Origin of the sequence: Micromonospora sp. MW-13, assembly GCF_003434305.1 — a bacterium.
Taxonomy (GTDB): domain Bacteria; phylum Actinomycetota; class Actinomycetes; order Mycobacteriales; family Micromonosporaceae; genus Micromonospora.
Genome location: NZ_QKKX01000002.1, coordinates 54,204 through 69,104, shown reverse-complemented (window position 1 = coordinate 69,104; position 14,901 = coordinate 54,204). Strand labels below are relative to the sequence as shown.

Sequence of the window (14,901 nt, the reverse complement as noted above, 5' to 3'; positions counted from 1 at the left end):
GCCGAACGTCGATGTCGACGCAGGGTCGCCGGCCGGTCGCGCAGCGGGTCGGTCAGGTCAGGTCCAGGGCGTCGCGGGCCGCGACCCAGACCTGCTCGTTCGCGGCGACCAGCAGACCCCGGCCCTCGTCGGCCGGGTGGTACTCGGTGCCGTCGAACCGGCGGGCCACCCCGCCGGCCTCACGGACCAGCAGCACCCCCGGGGCGTGGTCCCAGGGCAGCGTGCGCCAGAAGAGGACGAACTGCTGGGAGCCGACGAGCAGGTCGAGGTACTCCCGGCCGGCGCAGTGCTGGCCGGGCAGCAGCTCGCCGATCCGTTCCGCGCCGGCCTCGGCGCGCCGCCGGGCCTCCGGTGGCAGGAACCGGGTCATCGCGGTGCCGCGCAGGCTGCCGAGCGGCGGCACCTCCTCGACGGTACGCACCGGGACGCCGTTCACCAGGGTCCCCTCGCCCGCCCGGGCGACGGCCAGCGTCTCCGCCAGCGGGTCGAGCACCCACGCGGCGACCGGCGCCCCGTCGGTCAGCAGCGCCACCATCAGCGCGAACGGCCGCTTCCCGGCGGCGAAGTTCGAGGTGCCGTCGACCGGGTCGACCAGCCAGACGTCCCCGTCGCCGCACAGGTGGTCGAGCAGGCCCGGGTCCTCGGCCGCGGCCTCCTCGCCGACCACCGTCGAGCCGGGGCGCAGCCGGCACAGCCCGGCGCTGATCAGCTCCTCGGCCCGCTGGTCGGCGACGGTGACCAGCTCCCCGGGCGCCTTCTCGGCGACGTCGGCGTCGTCCAGCTCTCCGAACAGTGGCAGGACGACGTCCGCGGCGGCCCGGTGCAGCAGCTCCGCGACGTCGTCCAGCAGGGTGTCAGCCACGCGGCGGCAACCTCACCACGCTGACGAAGAACTCGTCGATCTGCCGGACCACCGAGATGAACCGCTCGAAGTCCACCGGCTTGGTGACGTACGCGTTCGCGTGGAGCTGGTAGCTGCGCAGGATGTCCTCGTCGGCCTGGGACGTGGTCAACACCACCACCGGGATGCGGCAGAGCTGCTCGTCCTGCTTGATCTCCTCCAGCACCTCCCGGCCGTCGCGGCGGGGCAGGTTGAGGTCGAGCAGGATCAGGTCCGGCGCGACGGCGTCCGCGTACCGGCCCTCCCGGCGCAGGTAGGCCAGCGCCTCGGTGCCATCGGAGACGACGGTCAGCCGGTTGCGCAGCTTGTGCTCCTCGAACGCCTCCTGGGTCATCAGCACGTCACCCGGGTCGTCCTCGACCAGCAGGACCTCGATCGGGCTCCTGCCGTCCGCTGGCGCGGTCATGTCACCGTCTCCTTAACGCCACCCGTGCTGTCGCTGTGCGGGGCCGCGTCGGAACCCTCCGCCGGCGACCCGCCCTGGCGAGGCGGCTCCGCCCCGGCCGGGTCCTCGGCGGGCGTGCCCTCGGCGGGCGTGCCCTCGGCGGTCGCCGCCTCGTCAACCGGGCCGGTGGCCTGCTGCTCGGCCGCCCGCGCCACCGCCACGTCCTCGGGCAGGGCCGGCAGGGTGAACCGGATGGCGGTGCCCTCGGCGGTGTCCGTGTCCACCCAGACCCGGCCGCCGTGGTACTCCACGATCTTCTTGACGATCGCCAGGCCGATGCCGGTGCCGGGGTACGCGTCCTTGGAGTGCAGCCGCTGGAAGATCACGAAGATCTTGTCGGCGAACTCCGGCTCGATCCCGATGCCGTTGTCCTGGCAGCTGATCTCCCACTCGTCGTCGACCAGCCGCGCGGAGACGTGCACCCTCGGCGGCACGTCCGAGCGGCGGAACTTGATCGAGTTGCTGACCAGGTTGGCCAGCAGGTTGGTCAGCAGCGGCTCCTCGCCGCGGATCGTCGGCAGCTCGTCCCAGGTCAGCTCGGCGTCGGCGTACTGGAGGGCGGACTCGGTCTGCCCGGCCACGTCGCCCATCACCCGGTTGAGGTCGACCTCGGTGAATCCGGTGGTGAGCCGGCCGATCCGGGAGAACGCCAGCAGGTCGTTGATCAGGCGCTGCATCCGCTGCGCGCCGTCCACGGCGAAGACGATGTACTGGTCGGCCCGCTCGTCGAGCTGCCCCGCGTACCGGCGCTGGAGGAGCTGGCAGAAGCTGGCCACCTTGCGCAGCGGCTCCTGCAGGTCGTGCGAGGCGACGTACGCGAACTGCTCCAGGTCCCGGTTGGAGCGGACCAGTTCCTCGGCCTGCTTCTGGAGCTGGCTGTTGACCCACTCGATGCGTTCCCGGGCCTCGCGCACCTCGGCCAGGTCCTTGGCGATCTTCTGCCGCATCGCGTCCACGTCGTCGGCGAGCCGCTGGAACTCCGGGGGGCCCGACCCGGCGATGCGGTGCTGGTAGTCGCCCTCGGCCACCTCGCGGACCTGCTCGGCGAGGCCGGTCAGCGGCCGGACCACGATCCGGTCCAGCGAGATCAGCAGCACCGCGCCGGCCACGACCACCACCAGCGCCGCCGCGATCAGCAGCACCACCAGGGTCGTGCTGGTGCGGTAGATGTCGTCCGCGTCCTTGTCCCGCTCGTCGAGGATGCCCTGCTGGAGGTCGGCGACCGAGGCACGGATCACGTCGAAGCGCTGCCGCGTCTGCTCGGTGATCAACGCCTGCCCGGCCGTCGTGCCGGACCGCTCGGTGGTGCTGATCACCGGCTCGGCGACCGCGCGGCGCCAGTCGGCGGCCTCGGCCTTGACCGATTCCAGCTCCCTGGCCAGGACCGGGTAGACATCGATCAGGGGTTCCATCGACTGGTAGAGCTGCTGCTCCCGCCGGACCCCCTCGGCGTACGGTTCGAGGTCCTTGCGGTCGCCGGTGACCGCGTAGCCGCGCACCGCGGTCTCCTGGTCGACCAGGGCGTTCAGCAGCTCCTGGGACTGGGCGCGCAGCGGGCCGGTGCGGTCCAGCATCGAGTGGATGTGCTCCCGGTTCTTCGCCGCGACCGCGATCTCCACCGCGACGGAGGCGCCGAGCAGCACGCCGACCACGGTGAGCAGCGTGACGACCCGGCGGCGCAGGGTCCAGCTCGGCTGCCGCGCCGTCACCGGCCACCGCCCCGGCTGACCAGGAGCATGGCGACGTCGTCCGCGAGCGGCCCCCCGTTGTTCTGCTCCGCCCGCCCCACCAGCCAGGCCGGCAGCTCGGCCAACGGCATGGCGAGATTGTCCGGCTCGCCGAGCAGGGCGGTCAGGCCGGGGACATCGAGCCGTTCGTCGCCGCCGCCCACCCGGCCCTCGATGAGGCCGTCGGTGTACATCAGCAGGGACCAGTCATCGGTGTCGAACTCCAGGTCGAAGGCGATGGGCCGGCGCGGTCGGACGCCCAGCAGCAGGCCGCCCGGTGCCGGCACCGGCGCGACCTTGCCCCCGGACAGCAGCAGCGGCGGCGGGTGCCCCGCGAGCCGCACGGTGACCGCGTTGCGGGTCAGGTCGAGCCTGGCGCTGGCCACGGTGGCGAAGATCTCCTGGAGCCGGCGCTCGCTCATCAGCACCTGTTCCAGGGCGGGCAGCACCTCGTCGTCGGGCACCCCGGCCAGCACCAGCGCCCGCCAGGCGACCCGGAGCTCCACCCCGAGCGCCGCCTCGTCCACGCCGTGCCCGCAGACGTCGCCGACGATGAAGTCGACCCGGTCCGGCCGGGTCTGCACCACGTCGTAGAAGTCGCCGCCGATCAGTGCCGCGTGCCGGCCGGGGCGGTAGAAGGTGTGCACCGCGACCTGGTCGGTCGACATCAGCGGCTGGGGCAACAGGCCCCGCTCCAGCCGGGCCGACTCGGCCTGGCGCAACTCCACCTCACGCAGCCGCCGGGCGTTCTCGTCGGCCCGCTTGCGCTCCACGGCGTAGCGCAGCGCCCGGGTCAGCAGCACCCCGTCGACCTGGCCCTTGACCAGGTAGTCCTGCGCGCCCTCGGCGACCGCCACGATGCCCAGGTGCTCGTCGGAGCGGCCGGTCAGCACGCACACCGCGGCGCCGCTGGACATCTCCAGCACCTGGCGCAGCCCGTCCAGCCCCTGGGCGTCGGGCAGGCCGAGGTCGAGCAGGACGCAGTCCACGCCCATCACCCGCTGCCGGGCCTCGCTCAGGCTGCTGGCGACCAACAGGTCGATCATCGAGTTGGTCTCGGCGAGCAGCTCGCCGACCAGGAAGGCGTCGCCCTCGTCGTCCTCGACCAGCAGCACCCGCAGCCGCTCGCCGGGCGGCAGGTTGGGGTGCCGCCCGAGGCCGCCGTGCGGGTACGCCACGGCGAGGGGACCGGCAGGGCCGGACCCCCGGTGCGGCCGGGTCACCGCCGCGAGGCGCGGAAGATCGCTGGTGATGTCGGGCTCCTTCCGATTGCCCTGCTGATCCTGTATTACACAACGGTCGCACACAACACGACGGGCTCGGCACAGGCGGCATGCCCTCCGTCGCGAACCGGCGGGCAATAGGAACAAGTGACCGACGGGGAGTCCCGCCGCCGGCTCCGGCGGTGCAGGATGGTGCCCACCCTGGCCCCACCCCCGAGGAGACCCCCGTGGGCGTACCGCCCCCCACCCGCGCCGCCGACCGGGCGCTGACCCGCCCCCGCCGCCGGACGCTCGCCGCCCTGGCCGCGCTCGCCGCCCTGCTCGCGGTCGGCGGCACCGTCGCGTACGACCTGGACACCCCCGAACCGGCCCCCGCCGACGCCCCGGCCGACGAGTTCAGCGCCGGGCGGGCGTACCAGAACGTGCAGGCCATCGCGACCCGGCCGCACCCGGCCGGCAGCCCGGCCAACGACCAGGTCCGCGCGCACGTGGAGAGCGTGCTGCGCGGCCTCGGCCTGGAAACCACGGTGCAGGACACCGTCGCCGAGGAGGCCGGCCAGCTCAGCGGGGCCGCCGCCGGGGCGACCCTGGCCCGGGTCCGCAACGTGGTCGCCCGGCTGCCCGGCACCGACCCGACCGGGAAGGTGTTCCTGGTCGCCCACTACGACTCGGTGCAGTCCGGGCCGGGCGGCAACGACGACGCGGCCGGCACCTCCACCATCCTGGAGGTGGCCCGGGCGCTGACCGCCGGCCCCCGGCCCCGCAACGACGTGGTCTTCGTGCTCACCGACGCCGAGGAGGCGTGCCTGTGCGGGGCGTCCGCGTTCGCGGCGGACCACCCGCTCGCCGCCGACGGCGGAGTGGTGCTCAACCTGGAGGCGCGCGGCTCCACCGGCCCGGTGATCATGTTCGAGACGTCCCGGGACAACGCGAGGCTGGTGGACGTCTTCGGCCGGGCCGCCCCGCACCCGGTCGGCACCTCGTTCGCGGTGGAGATCTACCGCGCGCTGCCCAACGACACCGACTTCACCGCGTTCCTCGACCGGGCCGGTTTCGTCGGGCTCAACTCGGCCTACATCGACGGCGGGGCGATCTACCACACCCCGCTGGACACCCCGGCCGCGATGGACCGGGCCAGCCTCCAGCAGCACGGCGACAACGCGCTCGGCCTGGCCCGCGAGTTCGGCCGCTCCGACCTGAAGGACCTGGGCGCCGGGCACGACGCCACGTACTTCCCGGTCCCGGGCGGGCTGGCCCGCTACCCCGGCTGGCTGGTGCTGCCGCTGGCGCTGGCCGCCCTGGCCGCCGTGCTGGCCCTCGGCTGGCTGGCCCGCCGGCGGGGTCGGACCACGTACGGGCGGCTCGCCGCCGGCTTCGGGCTGGCGCTGGTGCCGGTCGTCGCCGCCCCGCTGGCCGCGCAGCTGCTCTGGGCGGGGATCACCGCCGTGCGGCCCGGCTACGCCGAGCTGCTCGACCCGTACCGGCCAACCTGGTACCGGCTCGCCGTGGTGGCGCTCGCCGCCGCGATCCTGGTCGCCTGGTACGCGCTGACCCGCCGCCGGGTCGGCCCGGCCGCCCTGGCGATCGGCGGGCTGGGGTGGCTGGCCGTACTCGGGGTGGTGCTCGCGGTGCTGGTGCCCGGCGGGGCGTACCTGACGACCCTGCCGGCCCTGGCCGGCGCGGCGGCCGGGCTGGTCGCGCTGGCCAGCCGGATCGACGGCCCCTGGCCGGTGGTCGCGGTGACCCTGGCCGGCGCGGTCGCCGTGGTGATCCTGCTGCCACCCGTGGTGCTGCTCTTCCCGGCGCTCGGCATGGCGATGGGCGGCGTCGCGGCCCTGGTCGCGGTGCTGCTCGGGCTGGCCGCGCTGCCGGTGCTGGACCTGCTGCACCCGGAGGCCGGCGGGCAGCGCGGCATGGTCGCGGCCCGGGCCCGCCGGGCGGGCGCACTGCCGGCCGTCGCCGCCGGGCTCGCGGCGGTGGTGTTCGCCGGGGTCGGGCTCGCCGTCGACCGGTTCGACGCCGCCCACCCCGTGCCCACCCACCTGATGTACGCCCTGGACGCCGGCACCGGGCAGGCCCGCTGGCTCAGCCACGAGACCGCCCCCCAACCGTGGACGGCGGGGTACGTCGACGGGGTGACCGGGGTCGGAGACTTCCCCGGCCTCGGCGACACCGAGCTGCGGACCGGGCCGGCCCAGGCGGCGAACCTGCCCGCGCCGAGGCTGGAGATCCTCGCCGACACCCGCTCCGGCGAGCAGCGCATCCTGCGGGTGCGGCTCACCCCGCAGCGGCCGGTCCGGCTCGCCACCCTGCACGTCGACGGCGCGACCGTGGTGGAGTCGGCGACCGTGAACGGGCGGCGGGTGGCCGGCGGCCGACCCGCCGACGGCGCGGACTGGGGCTTCGGGGTGGTCTTCCACGCCCCGCCGCCCGAGGGCATCGAGATCACGCTGGTGCTCGCGGGGGTCTCCCGGCCGACCATGCTGCGGGCCATGGACGCCAGCGACGGCCTGGACGGTATCCCCGGATTCCGCCCCCGCCCCCCGACCGTCGGCGTGGTCGGCTCCCACAGCTCGGAAATGCTGGCGGTCGCCCGCACCTACCCCGTCTAACCTGGGCAGCCGCGCAAATTCACGGAAAGAGTGGCTATTCCGCGCGGAATGGCCACTCTTTCCGTGAATTTGGCGCGGGGCGCCTTCTACGGGGTTCTCACCCGGGCCGGTTGGCCGTTAATCCACGAGACTCTTGGCCATGACGTGCTCCCGGCGCACGTTGTCGGGCATGAGGTCGCCCGGCTCGCCCGTGTCGCGGAAGCCGTTGCGCCGGTAGAGCGCCCAGGCGTTCTCGTTGCCCTCCGTCACGGCCAGCCGCAGCGTCCCCGCGCCCACCTGCCTGGCCCACCGCTCGACCGCCCGCACAAGGTGGTCGCCCACGCCCCGGCCCCGTCCGACCGGCGACACGTACATGGAGATCAACTCCACGACGCCGTCCCGATCGGTCGGCACCCCGCTGACCACCCCGACGGGCTGCCCGTCGCGCAGCGCCAGGATGTTGTACGAGCCGGGGATGGCCAGCCGCCCGCGCCAGCGTTCCTCCCGGTCGCCGTCGCCCTGCCAGTCCGCCAGCCGGGAACCGAAGGCGTACGCCGCCTCCGCCAGCGCGGCGAGCCGCAGTTCCCGCCACAACTGCCAATCGCCCTCGGTGAGCACCCGCGTCCGGATCATCCCGAAAGGGTCGCGCACGGTTGGGCAGCGGGCAACCCGGTATCGCGCGGGAGGTCGGGAGGCTGAGGCTCTTACTTCCAGCGGAAGTGGATGAAGAGGCGGCCGAAGTTCTTCGAGTCCTTCTCCACGCGGTGGTAGAGCTGCTTGACGTCCTTCTGGTCGAGGAAGCGCAGCACCCGCTTCTTGAGCTGGCCGGAGCCCTTGCCGGGGATGATCTCGACGAGGGTGGCCTTCTTCGCCACCGCCTCGTCCATGATCCCGCGCAGCGCGCGGTCGATGTCCTGGCCCTTGTTGAAGATGTCGTGCAGGTCCAGCTTGAGCTTCATTCCGCCTCCACCACCTGTGCACGTCCCATGGCAGCCCATGGTAGGCCCGCAGTCGCCGGGAGAGGCCTCGGGCTTCGGGCCCCGGGCAAGGGGAAGAGTGAGTTCCCCTTCCCCTTGCCCGGCTCGGTCAGCGGTCGCTGTTGACCCGGCTCTCCACCCGGCGCAGCGCGGTCGCGTAGTCGGTGTTCGTCGAGTGCATCGCGGCGGCGATGCGCAGGTGCCGCAGCGCGTCCGCGGGGCGGTTCATCCGCTCCAGCGTCCGGCCGAGCACGTGGTGCGCGTAGTGATCGCTGGGGTCCCGGTCGACCAGCTCGCGCAGTTGCTCCTCGGCGCGGTTGAGCTGGGCGGTCTGGAAGTACGCCCGGGCCAGCAACTGCCGTACGGAGGAGTTGCCGGGTTCTGCCTCGACGATCGGCTCCAGCAGCCGGACCGCTCCGGAAGCGTCACCCATCTCGAAGAACATGGTCGCCCGTCGGTACTCCGCCAGAAGGTCCATCGACCCACCTCCTCGTCTCGCGCCGCCACTGATCCGACGCTGGCACAACACCGCGCGGACCGCGAGTGTTCCTGCGACGAAAACCCGCCGGACCGGGTCGACGAGGGCACGGTCAGGCCGAAGTTCTTCCCCTTTGCAGGTCCCAGGCGCGGACGCCGCCGACGATGCCGGCGGTGTTCGGCACCACCACCACGTCCTCGCCCATCCGGGCGAGCTGCTCGGGCCGGATCAGCCGGGAGTTGCCCCCGCCCAGGTAGAGCCGGTCCCAGCGGAACACCGGGCGCAGCCCGTCCACCACCTGCCGGATCCGGCGGGACCAGAACGCGTCGCCGAGGCGACGGCGCTCCGGCTCCCCCACGTACGTGTCGTAGGTGGTGCCCCAGCGCACCGGGGCGTGGGACAGCTCCAGGTGCGGGGCGAGCACGCCGCCGTCGAAGACGGCGCTGCCCAGCCCGGTGCCGAGGGTCAGCACCAGTTCCAGGCCGGTGCCGGCGACCACCCCGGCGCCGTGCACCTCGGCGTCGTTGAGCACCAGGGCGGGCACCCCGAAGGCGTCGGCGAGCGCCGTGCGCGCGTCGAAGCCGGACCACTCGGTCAGCAGGTCGGGATCGACCCGGCTGCGGGGGCCGGAGCGGGTCACGTAGTGCGGGGTGGCTACCACCACGCCGTGCCGGAGCATGCCGGGCATCCCGACGGTCACCCGCTCCGCCGTGGGCAGCCGGCCACCGAGGTCGAGCAGCGTCTTCACGAACAGCGTGGGCGGCAGGGGGTACGGGGTGGGCACCCGCAGCGGCCGGGCCCGCATCGTGCCGGCCCCGTCGAGCACCGACGCCTTGATCCCGCCGCCGCCGCAGTCGATCGCCAGAGTCGTCACCACGCCGGTGAGTCTGCCCCGCGTACTGCGGGCGCGCGTGCCGGGTGCCCGAACCGGCCCGCCGGACCGGCCACCGGATCCTGGTGACGCGACCGATAGGCTCGCTTCCTCATGAGCGCGACGATGGTGGTCAAGGATCTCGCCGCCGGGCACGGGGAGCGGCTGCTCTTCGCCGGGCTGGACCTGGTGGTCGCCCCGGGCGACGTGGTCGGCCTGGTGGGGGTGAACGGGGCGGGCAAGTCGACGCTGCTGCGTACCCTTGCCGGGCTGCTGCCGGTCGAGGCCGGCAGCGTCACGCTGAGCCCGCCCACCGCGGCGGTCGGGCACCTGCCGCAGGAGCCGGAGCGCCGGCCGGACGAGACGGTCCGGGACTTCCTGGCCCGGCGGACCGGGGTGACGGTCGCCCAGGCGGCGCTGGACGCCGCCGCCGAGGCGCTGACCGCCGGGGCGGCGGGGGCCGACGACGCGTACGCCGAGGCGCTGGAGCGCTGGCTGGGCCTCGGCGGGGCGGACCTGGAGGAGCGGGCCGAGCAGGTGGCCGCCGAGCTGGGCCTCGCCGTCGACCTGGACCACCCGATGACCGGCCTCTCCGGCGGGCAAGCGGCCCGCGCCGGGCTGGCCTCGCTGCTGCTCAGCCGGTACGACGTCTTCCTGCTCGACGAGCCCACCAACGACCTCGACCTGGCCGGGCTGGACCGGTTGGAGCGCTTCGTCACCGGGCTGCGCGCCGGCACGGTGCTGGTCAGCCACGACCGGGAGTTCCTCACCCGCACGGTGACCCGGGTGCTGGAGCTGGACCTGCACCAGCAGCAGGTCCGGCACTACGGGGGCGGCTACGCGGCGTACCTGGAGGAGCGGGAGGTGGCCCGCCGGCACGCCCGCGACGAGTACGAGGAGTACGCCGACACCCGGGCCGGGCTGGAGGCCCGGGCCCGCACCCAGCGGGCCTGGATGGAGAAGGGCGTGAAGAACGCCCGGCGCAAGGCCACCGACAACGACAAGATCGGCCGCAAGTTCCGCTCCGAGGCGACCGAGAAGCAGGCGGCGAAGGCCAAGCAGACCGAGCGGCTGATCGAGCGGCTGGACGTGGTGGAGGAGCCACGCAGGGAGTGGGAGCTGCGGATGGAGATCGCCGCCGCGCCCCGCGCCGGCGCCGTCGTGGCCTCGCTCCGCGACGCCGTGGTACGCCGGGGAGACTTCACCCTCGGCCCGGTGACCCTCCAGGTCGACTGGGCCGACCGGATGGCGATCACCGGGGCGAACGGGTCCGGCAAGACCACCCTGCTCGGCGCGTTGCTGGGCCGGCTTCCGCTGGACGCCGGGCACGCCGCGCTGGGCCCCGGCGTGGTGGTCGGCGAGGTCGACCAGGCCCGGGGGCTGTTCCTCGGCGGCCAGCCCCTGCTGGACGCGTTCCGGCTGGCCGTACCGGAGCTGGCGCCGGCGGACGCGCGGACGCTGCTGGCCAAGTTCGGCCTGCGGGCCGAGCACGTGCTGCGGCCGGCGGCGTCGCTGTCACCCGGCGAGCGGACCCGGGCCGCGCTGGCGCTGCTCCAGGGGCGCGGGGTGAACCTGCTGGTGCTCGACGAGCCGACCAACCACCTCGACCTGGCGGCCATCGAGCAGCTGGAGTCGGCGCTGGCCACCTACCCGGGTACGCTGCTGCTGGTCACCCACGACCGTCGGATGCTCGACGCGGTGGCCGTCAACCGCCGGGTACGGGTGGACGCGGGACGGATCGCCGAGGACTGACGGCGTGCCGACCGGCGGTTCCGGGGTGACAATGACTCCATGCTCAAGTGGGAGTACGCGCTGTTGGTCCGCCGCCGCCAGGCAGCCAGCACCGACACCGGTTGGGAGATCGTCTTCGTCTGGTACGGCCCGGACGGCTCGATGGTCGACGTCACCCCGTACGGCGACACCGCGCTGGCCCACCTGAACCGGGCCGGCGACCAGGGCTGGGAACTGGTGGCGATGAGCGAGGACCCGTCCATGCCGGGCAGCAGCGAACTGCACCGGTACCACCTCAAGCGGCCGAAGGCGGCCTCCCTGTCGCCCCGGCAGCGCATCCGGGGCCCCGGCCGGCCGGCCCGCCGCATCTCCGGCTGACCCGCCCGGATCGGTCCGCCTCGGCGGGCATACCGCCGGCGGATCCGGGTAACGCGCCCGGCGGAGGTGGCCCATGGTCGCGCTGGCCCTGACCCCGCCCTCGGCCGAGCGGCTGCGGGCGGTCGACGACTTCCTCGCCGAGGCATGGGCGGATCAGTCGTCCCACGACGACCGGCTGCGCGACCTCGCGGTGCGGGTGCGCTTCGACCGGGGGGTGGCCCACCTGACCGGCGAGGTCGACGACGCGGCGCGGCTACGGCTGGTCCGGGACCTGGTCGGCCGGCTCGCCGGGGTGTTCGGGGTCTGGTGCCGGGTCCGGGTGGCCGGCCGGGACCCGGTCGTGGTCGACCTGGGCTGCGGCGGCACCAAGCAGTACCCGGGCAACCTGGGGCTGGATCTCTTCCCCGCCCCGGGGGTGGACGCGTTGGCCGACCTCTCCGGTTCGCTGCCGCTGGCCGACAACTCGGTGGACGTGCTCTTCGCGGTGCACATCCTGGAGCACCTGATCGACTTCCTGCCCCTGGTGGACGAGTGTCACCGGGTGCTCCGGCCGGGCGGCGTGCTGCACGTGATGAGCCCCTGGTGGGGGCACGTGAACGCGGTGGCCGACCCGACCCACGTCCGGCTGCTCGACGTGCAGACATTCAAGGGCATCTGCCTCCAGCGCCCACCGGGCACCCCGCGCTGGTACCCCCTGCACGCGGGCTGCGACGGCGCCAGCATCTTCGCCGACCTCACCCCCCTCCCCCCGAACACCACCCCACCGCCCACCCCCCACCTGGCCCGCTTCTTCACCTAACCTCCACCCCCACCCCCTCCCCCACCCCCTCACGGGCCGATGCTGATCAGCCGGCCGGGCGGCGAGCCACGACCATCGGTGTCGGTGCGGTCACGGTCCGGCGGGTGGGACGGGTCACGCCGGAACGATTCGCGCGGCCGGTCGGTGCGGATCTGGCCGGAGGTCTTGCGCCACCCCCACCCGGTGTGAAAATTTCCTACCAGCGACAGATAGCCCTCGGCGAATCTTGCCGAGAGCGCGTGCCACGCGGAGCGGCCGGGGTCGGCCGCGCGGCGTCCGTCGCCACCCGACCCCGCCACGCCGAGCCCAACGAAGGGACGCACCGGATGAAGGCAACTCGGCTCAGAGCCGCCGGGCTGGCCGTAGCCCTGCTCGGGGCGCTCGTCGCCGTCTCCCCCACGGCCGCCAGCGCGGCGGGGACCGACGCGACCGACGCCGCCACCACCTCCTGCACCACCGACCCGGCCACCCCGAAGCGGCAGTTCCGGGCCATGTGGATCTCGTCGGTGGTCAACATCGACTGGCCGAGCAAGGCGTCCCAGACCGCACCGGACCGGGTCGCCGCCCAGCAGGCGGAGTACCTGGGCTGGCTCGACCTGGCGCAGAAGCTGAACCACAACGCCGTGGTGGTGCAGGTCCGGCCCACCGCCGACGCGTTCTGGCCCTCGCCGTACGAGCCCTGGTCGGAGTACCTGACCGGGGTACGCGGGCAGGATCCGGGCTGGGATCCGCTGGCCTTCCTCGTCGCCGAGTCGCACAAGCGGAACCTGGAGTTCCACGCCTGGTTCAACCCGTACCGGATCTCCATGCCGGCCCCGGGCGGCGCGGGCGCGGACATCGCGCAGCTCGCGCCGAACCACCCGGCCCGGCAGCACCCGGAGTGGACCTTCGCGTACCCGCCGGCCGGGGTCGCCGGCAGCCGGCTCTACTACAACCCCGGCATCCCGGCGGTCCGCGAGTTCGTCCAGACCGCGATGATGGACGCGGTCCAGCGGTACGACGTCGACGGCGTGCACTTCGACGACTACTTCTACCCGTACCCGAGCGGCACCCACCAGGTGCCGGACGACGCGACGTTCGCCGAGTTCAACCGGGGCTTCACCGACCGGGCCGACTGGCGGCGCGACAACATCAACCTGCTGGTCCAGGAGATGAACGCCAAGATCAAGGCGGCGAAGCCGTGGGTGAAGTTCGGGGTCAGCCCGTTCGGCATCTGGCGGAACAAGTCGGTGGACCCGCTCGGCTCGGACACCACCGGCAGCCAGTCGTACGACATCATCTCCGCCGACACCCGCAAGTGGGTGAAGGAGGAGTGGATCGACTACATCGTGCCGCAGCTCTACTGGTACATCGGCCAGTACCCGGCGGCCGACTACGCCCGGCTGGTGCCGTGGTGGGCCGAGACGGTGCGCGGCACCCGCGTGCAGCTCTACATCGGCCAGGCCGACTACAAGAGCGGTGACCCGGCGTACGGCTCGTACTGGATGAACCCGCGCGAGCTGACCGACCACCTGACGCTCAACCGGTCGTACCCGGAGGTGCTCGGCAACGTGCACTTCTCCGCCGTGCAGGTGAAGGCGAACCGGCTCGGCGCGACGGACACCTACGCGGCCGAGCACTACTCCCGCCCGGCCCTGGTGCCGGCGATGCGGCACCTGCCGGCGAAGCCGCTGCTGCCCCCGGTGCTCACCGGCGCCGCGCGGACCGACGACGGGGTCCGGCTGAGCTGGCGGCAGCCCGCCGACGGGAAGGGACCGCTCGGCACGGCGGCCTCGTACGCGATCTACCGGTTCGACGGGACCGGCCTGGTCGGGAAGTGCGGCTTCGCCGACGCGTCGCACCTGGTCGGCACCGTCCGCGCCACCCCCGACGCCGTGCAGTCCTGGGTGGACGCCACCGCCGAGGCCGGCCAGCGGTACACGTACCACGTGACCGCGCTGGACCGGTTGTCGAACGAGAGCCTCGTCAGCCCGCCGCGCTTCGTGCGCTGACAGCGTGAGCGAGTGCCCCGGGCCGTCCCAGCGGCCCGGGGCACTTGTCTGTTTCAACTGATGTCACCAGATGTTGGTCTATGACATGCTGTGGCACCCGTCTCGTGATCGACACTTGTCGAACCGGCCCCCCACCGGTCACCCGCTCACACCGCCACCCCCGCGGAGGTCCACCGTGTCCAGACGCCTCGCCACCCTCCTCGCCGCCGGCACGTTCGCGCTGCTCACCGCGCTGGGGGCCGCCAACCCCGCCGCTGCCGCCGTCAGCACCAGCCAGAAGCTCAGCGTGCTGTCGAGCTGGACGCAGACCAGCGCCAGCAGCTACAACGCCTGGAACTCCGCCCGGTTGAACAAGGCCGCCTGGAGCGAGTACGCCTTCAACTGGTCGACCGACTACTGCTCGTCCAGCCCGGACAACCCGCTCGGCTTCAACTTCAGCCTGTCCTGCCACCGGCACGACTTCGGCTACCGGAACTACAAGGCCATGGGCCAGTTCCCGGCCAACAAGTCCCGGCTCGACAGCACCTTCTACGAGGACCTCAAGCGGGTCTGCGCCACGTACAACTCGGTGGTCCGGCCGGCCTGCACCAGCCTGGCCTGGACCTACTACCAGGCGGTGAGCGTCTTCGGCTCCGTCGCCGCGGTCCAGCAGTCCGACCTCGACCGGGCCGCCCGGATCAAGGCCGACGCCGAGGCCCGCGCCGCCGCCCGCGGCTGAGCGCAGGGCCCCCGGTCGACGCCTCCGGCGTGCCGGGGGCCCTTCCCGAGCCGCCCCGGCCGGCCGGGCAC

15 protein-coding genes are annotated in these 14,901 nt (G+C 73.5%); 6 read left to right on the top strand and 9 right to left on the bottom strand.

What is annotated here, in order from left to right; all coding sequences use genetic code 11:
- Nucleotides 1-52 precede the first annotated feature (52 nt).
- From C5N14_RS01555 to C5N14_RS01540, 4 genes are read right to left on the bottom strand one after another with little or no spacing between them, the layout of a single operon-like run.
- Nucleotides 53-862 carry an inositol monophosphatase gene (locus C5N14_RS01555; RefSeq protein WP_117665003.1) on the bottom strand — a complete coding sequence of 270 codons (810 nt, stop codon included), beginning with the start codon at nt 860-862 and terminating at the stop codon, nt 53-55.
- Nucleotides 855-1,307: a response regulator gene (locus C5N14_RS01550; RefSeq protein WP_117665002.1), complete on the bottom strand. Its 453-nt coding sequence runs from the start codon at nt 1,305-1,307 to the stop codon at nt 855-857. The genes C5N14_RS01555 and C5N14_RS01550 overlap by 8 nt, the downstream gene beginning before the upstream one ends.
- Nucleotides 1,304-3,055, bottom strand: coding sequence for an ATP-binding protein (locus C5N14_RS01545; RefSeq protein ID WP_243639046.1), 1,752 nt, complete (start codon nt 3,053-3,055; stop codon nt 1,304-1,306). The genes C5N14_RS01550 and C5N14_RS01545 overlap by 4 nt, the downstream gene beginning before the upstream one ends.
- Nucleotides 3,052-4,251 (bottom strand): PP2C family protein-serine/threonine phosphatase, encoded by a 1,200-nt coding sequence (locus C5N14_RS01540; RefSeq protein WP_117665071.1) that lies wholly within the window; start codon nt 4,249-4,251, stop codon nt 3,052-3,054. Before C5N14_RS01540 ends, C5N14_RS01545 begins: the two co-directional genes overlap by 4 nt.
- A gap of 272 nt (nt 4,252-4,523) precedes the next feature.
- Here C5N14_RS01540 and C5N14_RS01535 point away from each other — a divergent pair, with 272 nt between their 5' ends.
- The gene (locus C5N14_RS01535) at nt 4,524-6,908 is read left to right on the top strand and encodes a M28 family peptidase (protein WP_117665000.1); all 2,385 of its coding nucleotides are present in this window, start codon (nt 4,524-4,526) and stop codon (nt 6,906-6,908) included.
- 117 nt (nt 6,909-7,025) lie between these two features.
- Here C5N14_RS01535 and C5N14_RS01530 read toward each other — a convergent pair whose 3' ends face one another.
- From C5N14_RS01530 to C5N14_RS01515, 4 genes are all read right to left on the bottom strand, one after another.
- Nucleotides 7,026-7,520 (bottom strand): GNAT family N-acetyltransferase, encoded by a 495-nt coding sequence (locus C5N14_RS01530; RefSeq protein WP_117664999.1) that lies wholly within the window; start codon nt 7,518-7,520, stop codon nt 7,026-7,028.
- A 71-nt stretch (nt 7,521-7,591) separates the two neighbouring features.
- Entirely contained in the window at nt 7,592-7,846 is a 255-nt protein-coding gene (locus tag C5N14_RS01525) for a Smr/MutS family protein (RefSeq protein ID WP_117664998.1), read from the bottom strand.
- Nucleotides 7,847-7,973: 127 nt separating this feature from the next.
- Nucleotides 7,974-8,342, bottom strand: coding sequence for a M48 family metallopeptidase (locus C5N14_RS01520; protein ID WP_117664997.1), 369 nt, complete (start codon nt 8,340-8,342; stop codon nt 7,974-7,976).
- Nucleotides 8,343-8,454: 112 nt separating this feature from the next.
- On the bottom strand, nt 8,455-9,219 hold the full coding sequence (locus tag C5N14_RS01515) for an ROK family protein (protein ID WP_117664996.1): 765 nt from the start codon (nt 9,217-9,219) through the stop codon (nt 8,455-8,457).
- 108 nt (nt 9,220-9,327) lie between these two features.
- Here C5N14_RS01515 and C5N14_RS01510 point away from each other — a divergent pair, with 108 nt between their 5' ends.
- The 3 genes from C5N14_RS01510 to C5N14_RS01500 all read left to right on the top strand — a co-directional run bounded on the left by C5N14_RS01510 (nt 9,328) and on the right by C5N14_RS01500 (nt 12,121).
- A complete protein-coding gene (locus tag C5N14_RS01510) occupies nt 9,328-10,965 on the top strand; it encodes an ABC-F family ATP-binding cassette domain-containing protein (protein ID WP_117664995.1) in 1,638 nt (545 codons plus the stop codon).
- A 39-nt stretch (nt 10,966-11,004) separates the two neighbouring features.
- Entirely contained in the window at nt 11,005-11,322 is a 318-nt protein-coding gene (locus C5N14_RS01505) for a hypothetical protein (protein WP_117664994.1), read from the top strand.
- Nucleotides 11,323-11,395: 73 nt separating this feature from the next.
- Nucleotides 11,396-12,121: a methyltransferase domain-containing protein gene (locus C5N14_RS01500; protein WP_117664993.1), complete on the top strand. Its 726-nt coding sequence runs from the start codon at nt 11,396-11,398 to the stop codon at nt 12,119-12,121.
- 29 nt (nt 12,122-12,150) lie between these two features.
- Here C5N14_RS01500 and C5N14_RS31640 read toward each other — a convergent pair whose 3' ends face one another.
- Nucleotides 12,151-12,444: a hypothetical protein gene (locus C5N14_RS31640; RefSeq protein ID WP_128763500.1), complete on the bottom strand. Its 294-nt coding sequence runs from the start codon at nt 12,442-12,444 to the stop codon at nt 12,151-12,153.
- A 3-nt stretch (nt 12,445-12,447) separates the two neighbouring features.
- Here C5N14_RS31640 and C5N14_RS01495 point away from each other — a divergent pair, with 3 nt between their 5' ends.
- Together C5N14_RS01495 and C5N14_RS01490 are read left to right on the top strand one after the other, a co-directional pair.
- The gene (locus tag C5N14_RS01495) at nt 12,448-14,112 is read left to right on the top strand and encodes a glycoside hydrolase family 10 protein (protein WP_117664992.1); all 1,665 of its coding nucleotides are present in this window, start codon (nt 12,448-12,450) and stop codon (nt 14,110-14,112) included.
- 175 nt (nt 14,113-14,287) lie between these two features.
- Complete coding sequence (locus tag C5N14_RS01490) at nt 14,288-14,830, top strand: phospholipase (RefSeq protein WP_117664991.1); 543 nt, start codon at nt 14,288-14,290, stop codon at nt 14,828-14,830.
- The last annotated feature ends 71 nt before the right edge of the window (nt 14,831-14,901 follow it).

Excerpts from the sequence above, each read along its gene's own strand:
- C5N14_RS01550 (WP_117665002.1), bottom strand. The coding sequence starts at position 1,307 with ATGACCGCGCCAGCGGACGGCAGGAGCCCGATCGAGGTCCTGCTGGTC.
- C5N14_RS01530 (WP_117664999.1), bottom strand. The coding sequence starts at position 7,520 with ATGATCCGGACGCGGGTGCTCACCGAGGGCGATTGGCAGTTGTGGCGG.
- C5N14_RS01525 (WP_117664998.1), bottom strand. The coding sequence starts at position 7,846 with ATGAAGCTCAAGCTGGACCTGCACGACATCTTCAACAAGGGCCAGGAC.
- C5N14_RS01520 (WP_117664997.1), bottom strand. The coding sequence starts at position 8,342 with ATGGACCTTCTGGCGGAGTACCGACGGGCGACCATGTTCTTCGAGATG.
- C5N14_RS01510 (WP_117664995.1), top strand. The coding sequence starts at position 9,328 with ATGAGCGCGACGATGGTGGTCAAGGATCTCGCCGCCGGGCACGGGGAG.
- C5N14_RS01505 (WP_117664994.1), top strand. The coding sequence starts at position 11,005 with ATGCTCAAGTGGGAGTACGCGCTGTTGGTCCGCCGCCGCCAGGCAGCC.
- C5N14_RS01500 (WP_117664993.1), top strand. The coding sequence starts at position 11,396 with ATGGTCGCGCTGGCCCTGACCCCGCCCTCGGCCGAGCGGCTGCGGGCG.
- C5N14_RS01495 (WP_117664992.1), top strand. The coding sequence starts at position 12,448 with ATGAAGGCAACTCGGCTCAGAGCCGCCGGGCTGGCCGTAGCCCTGCTC.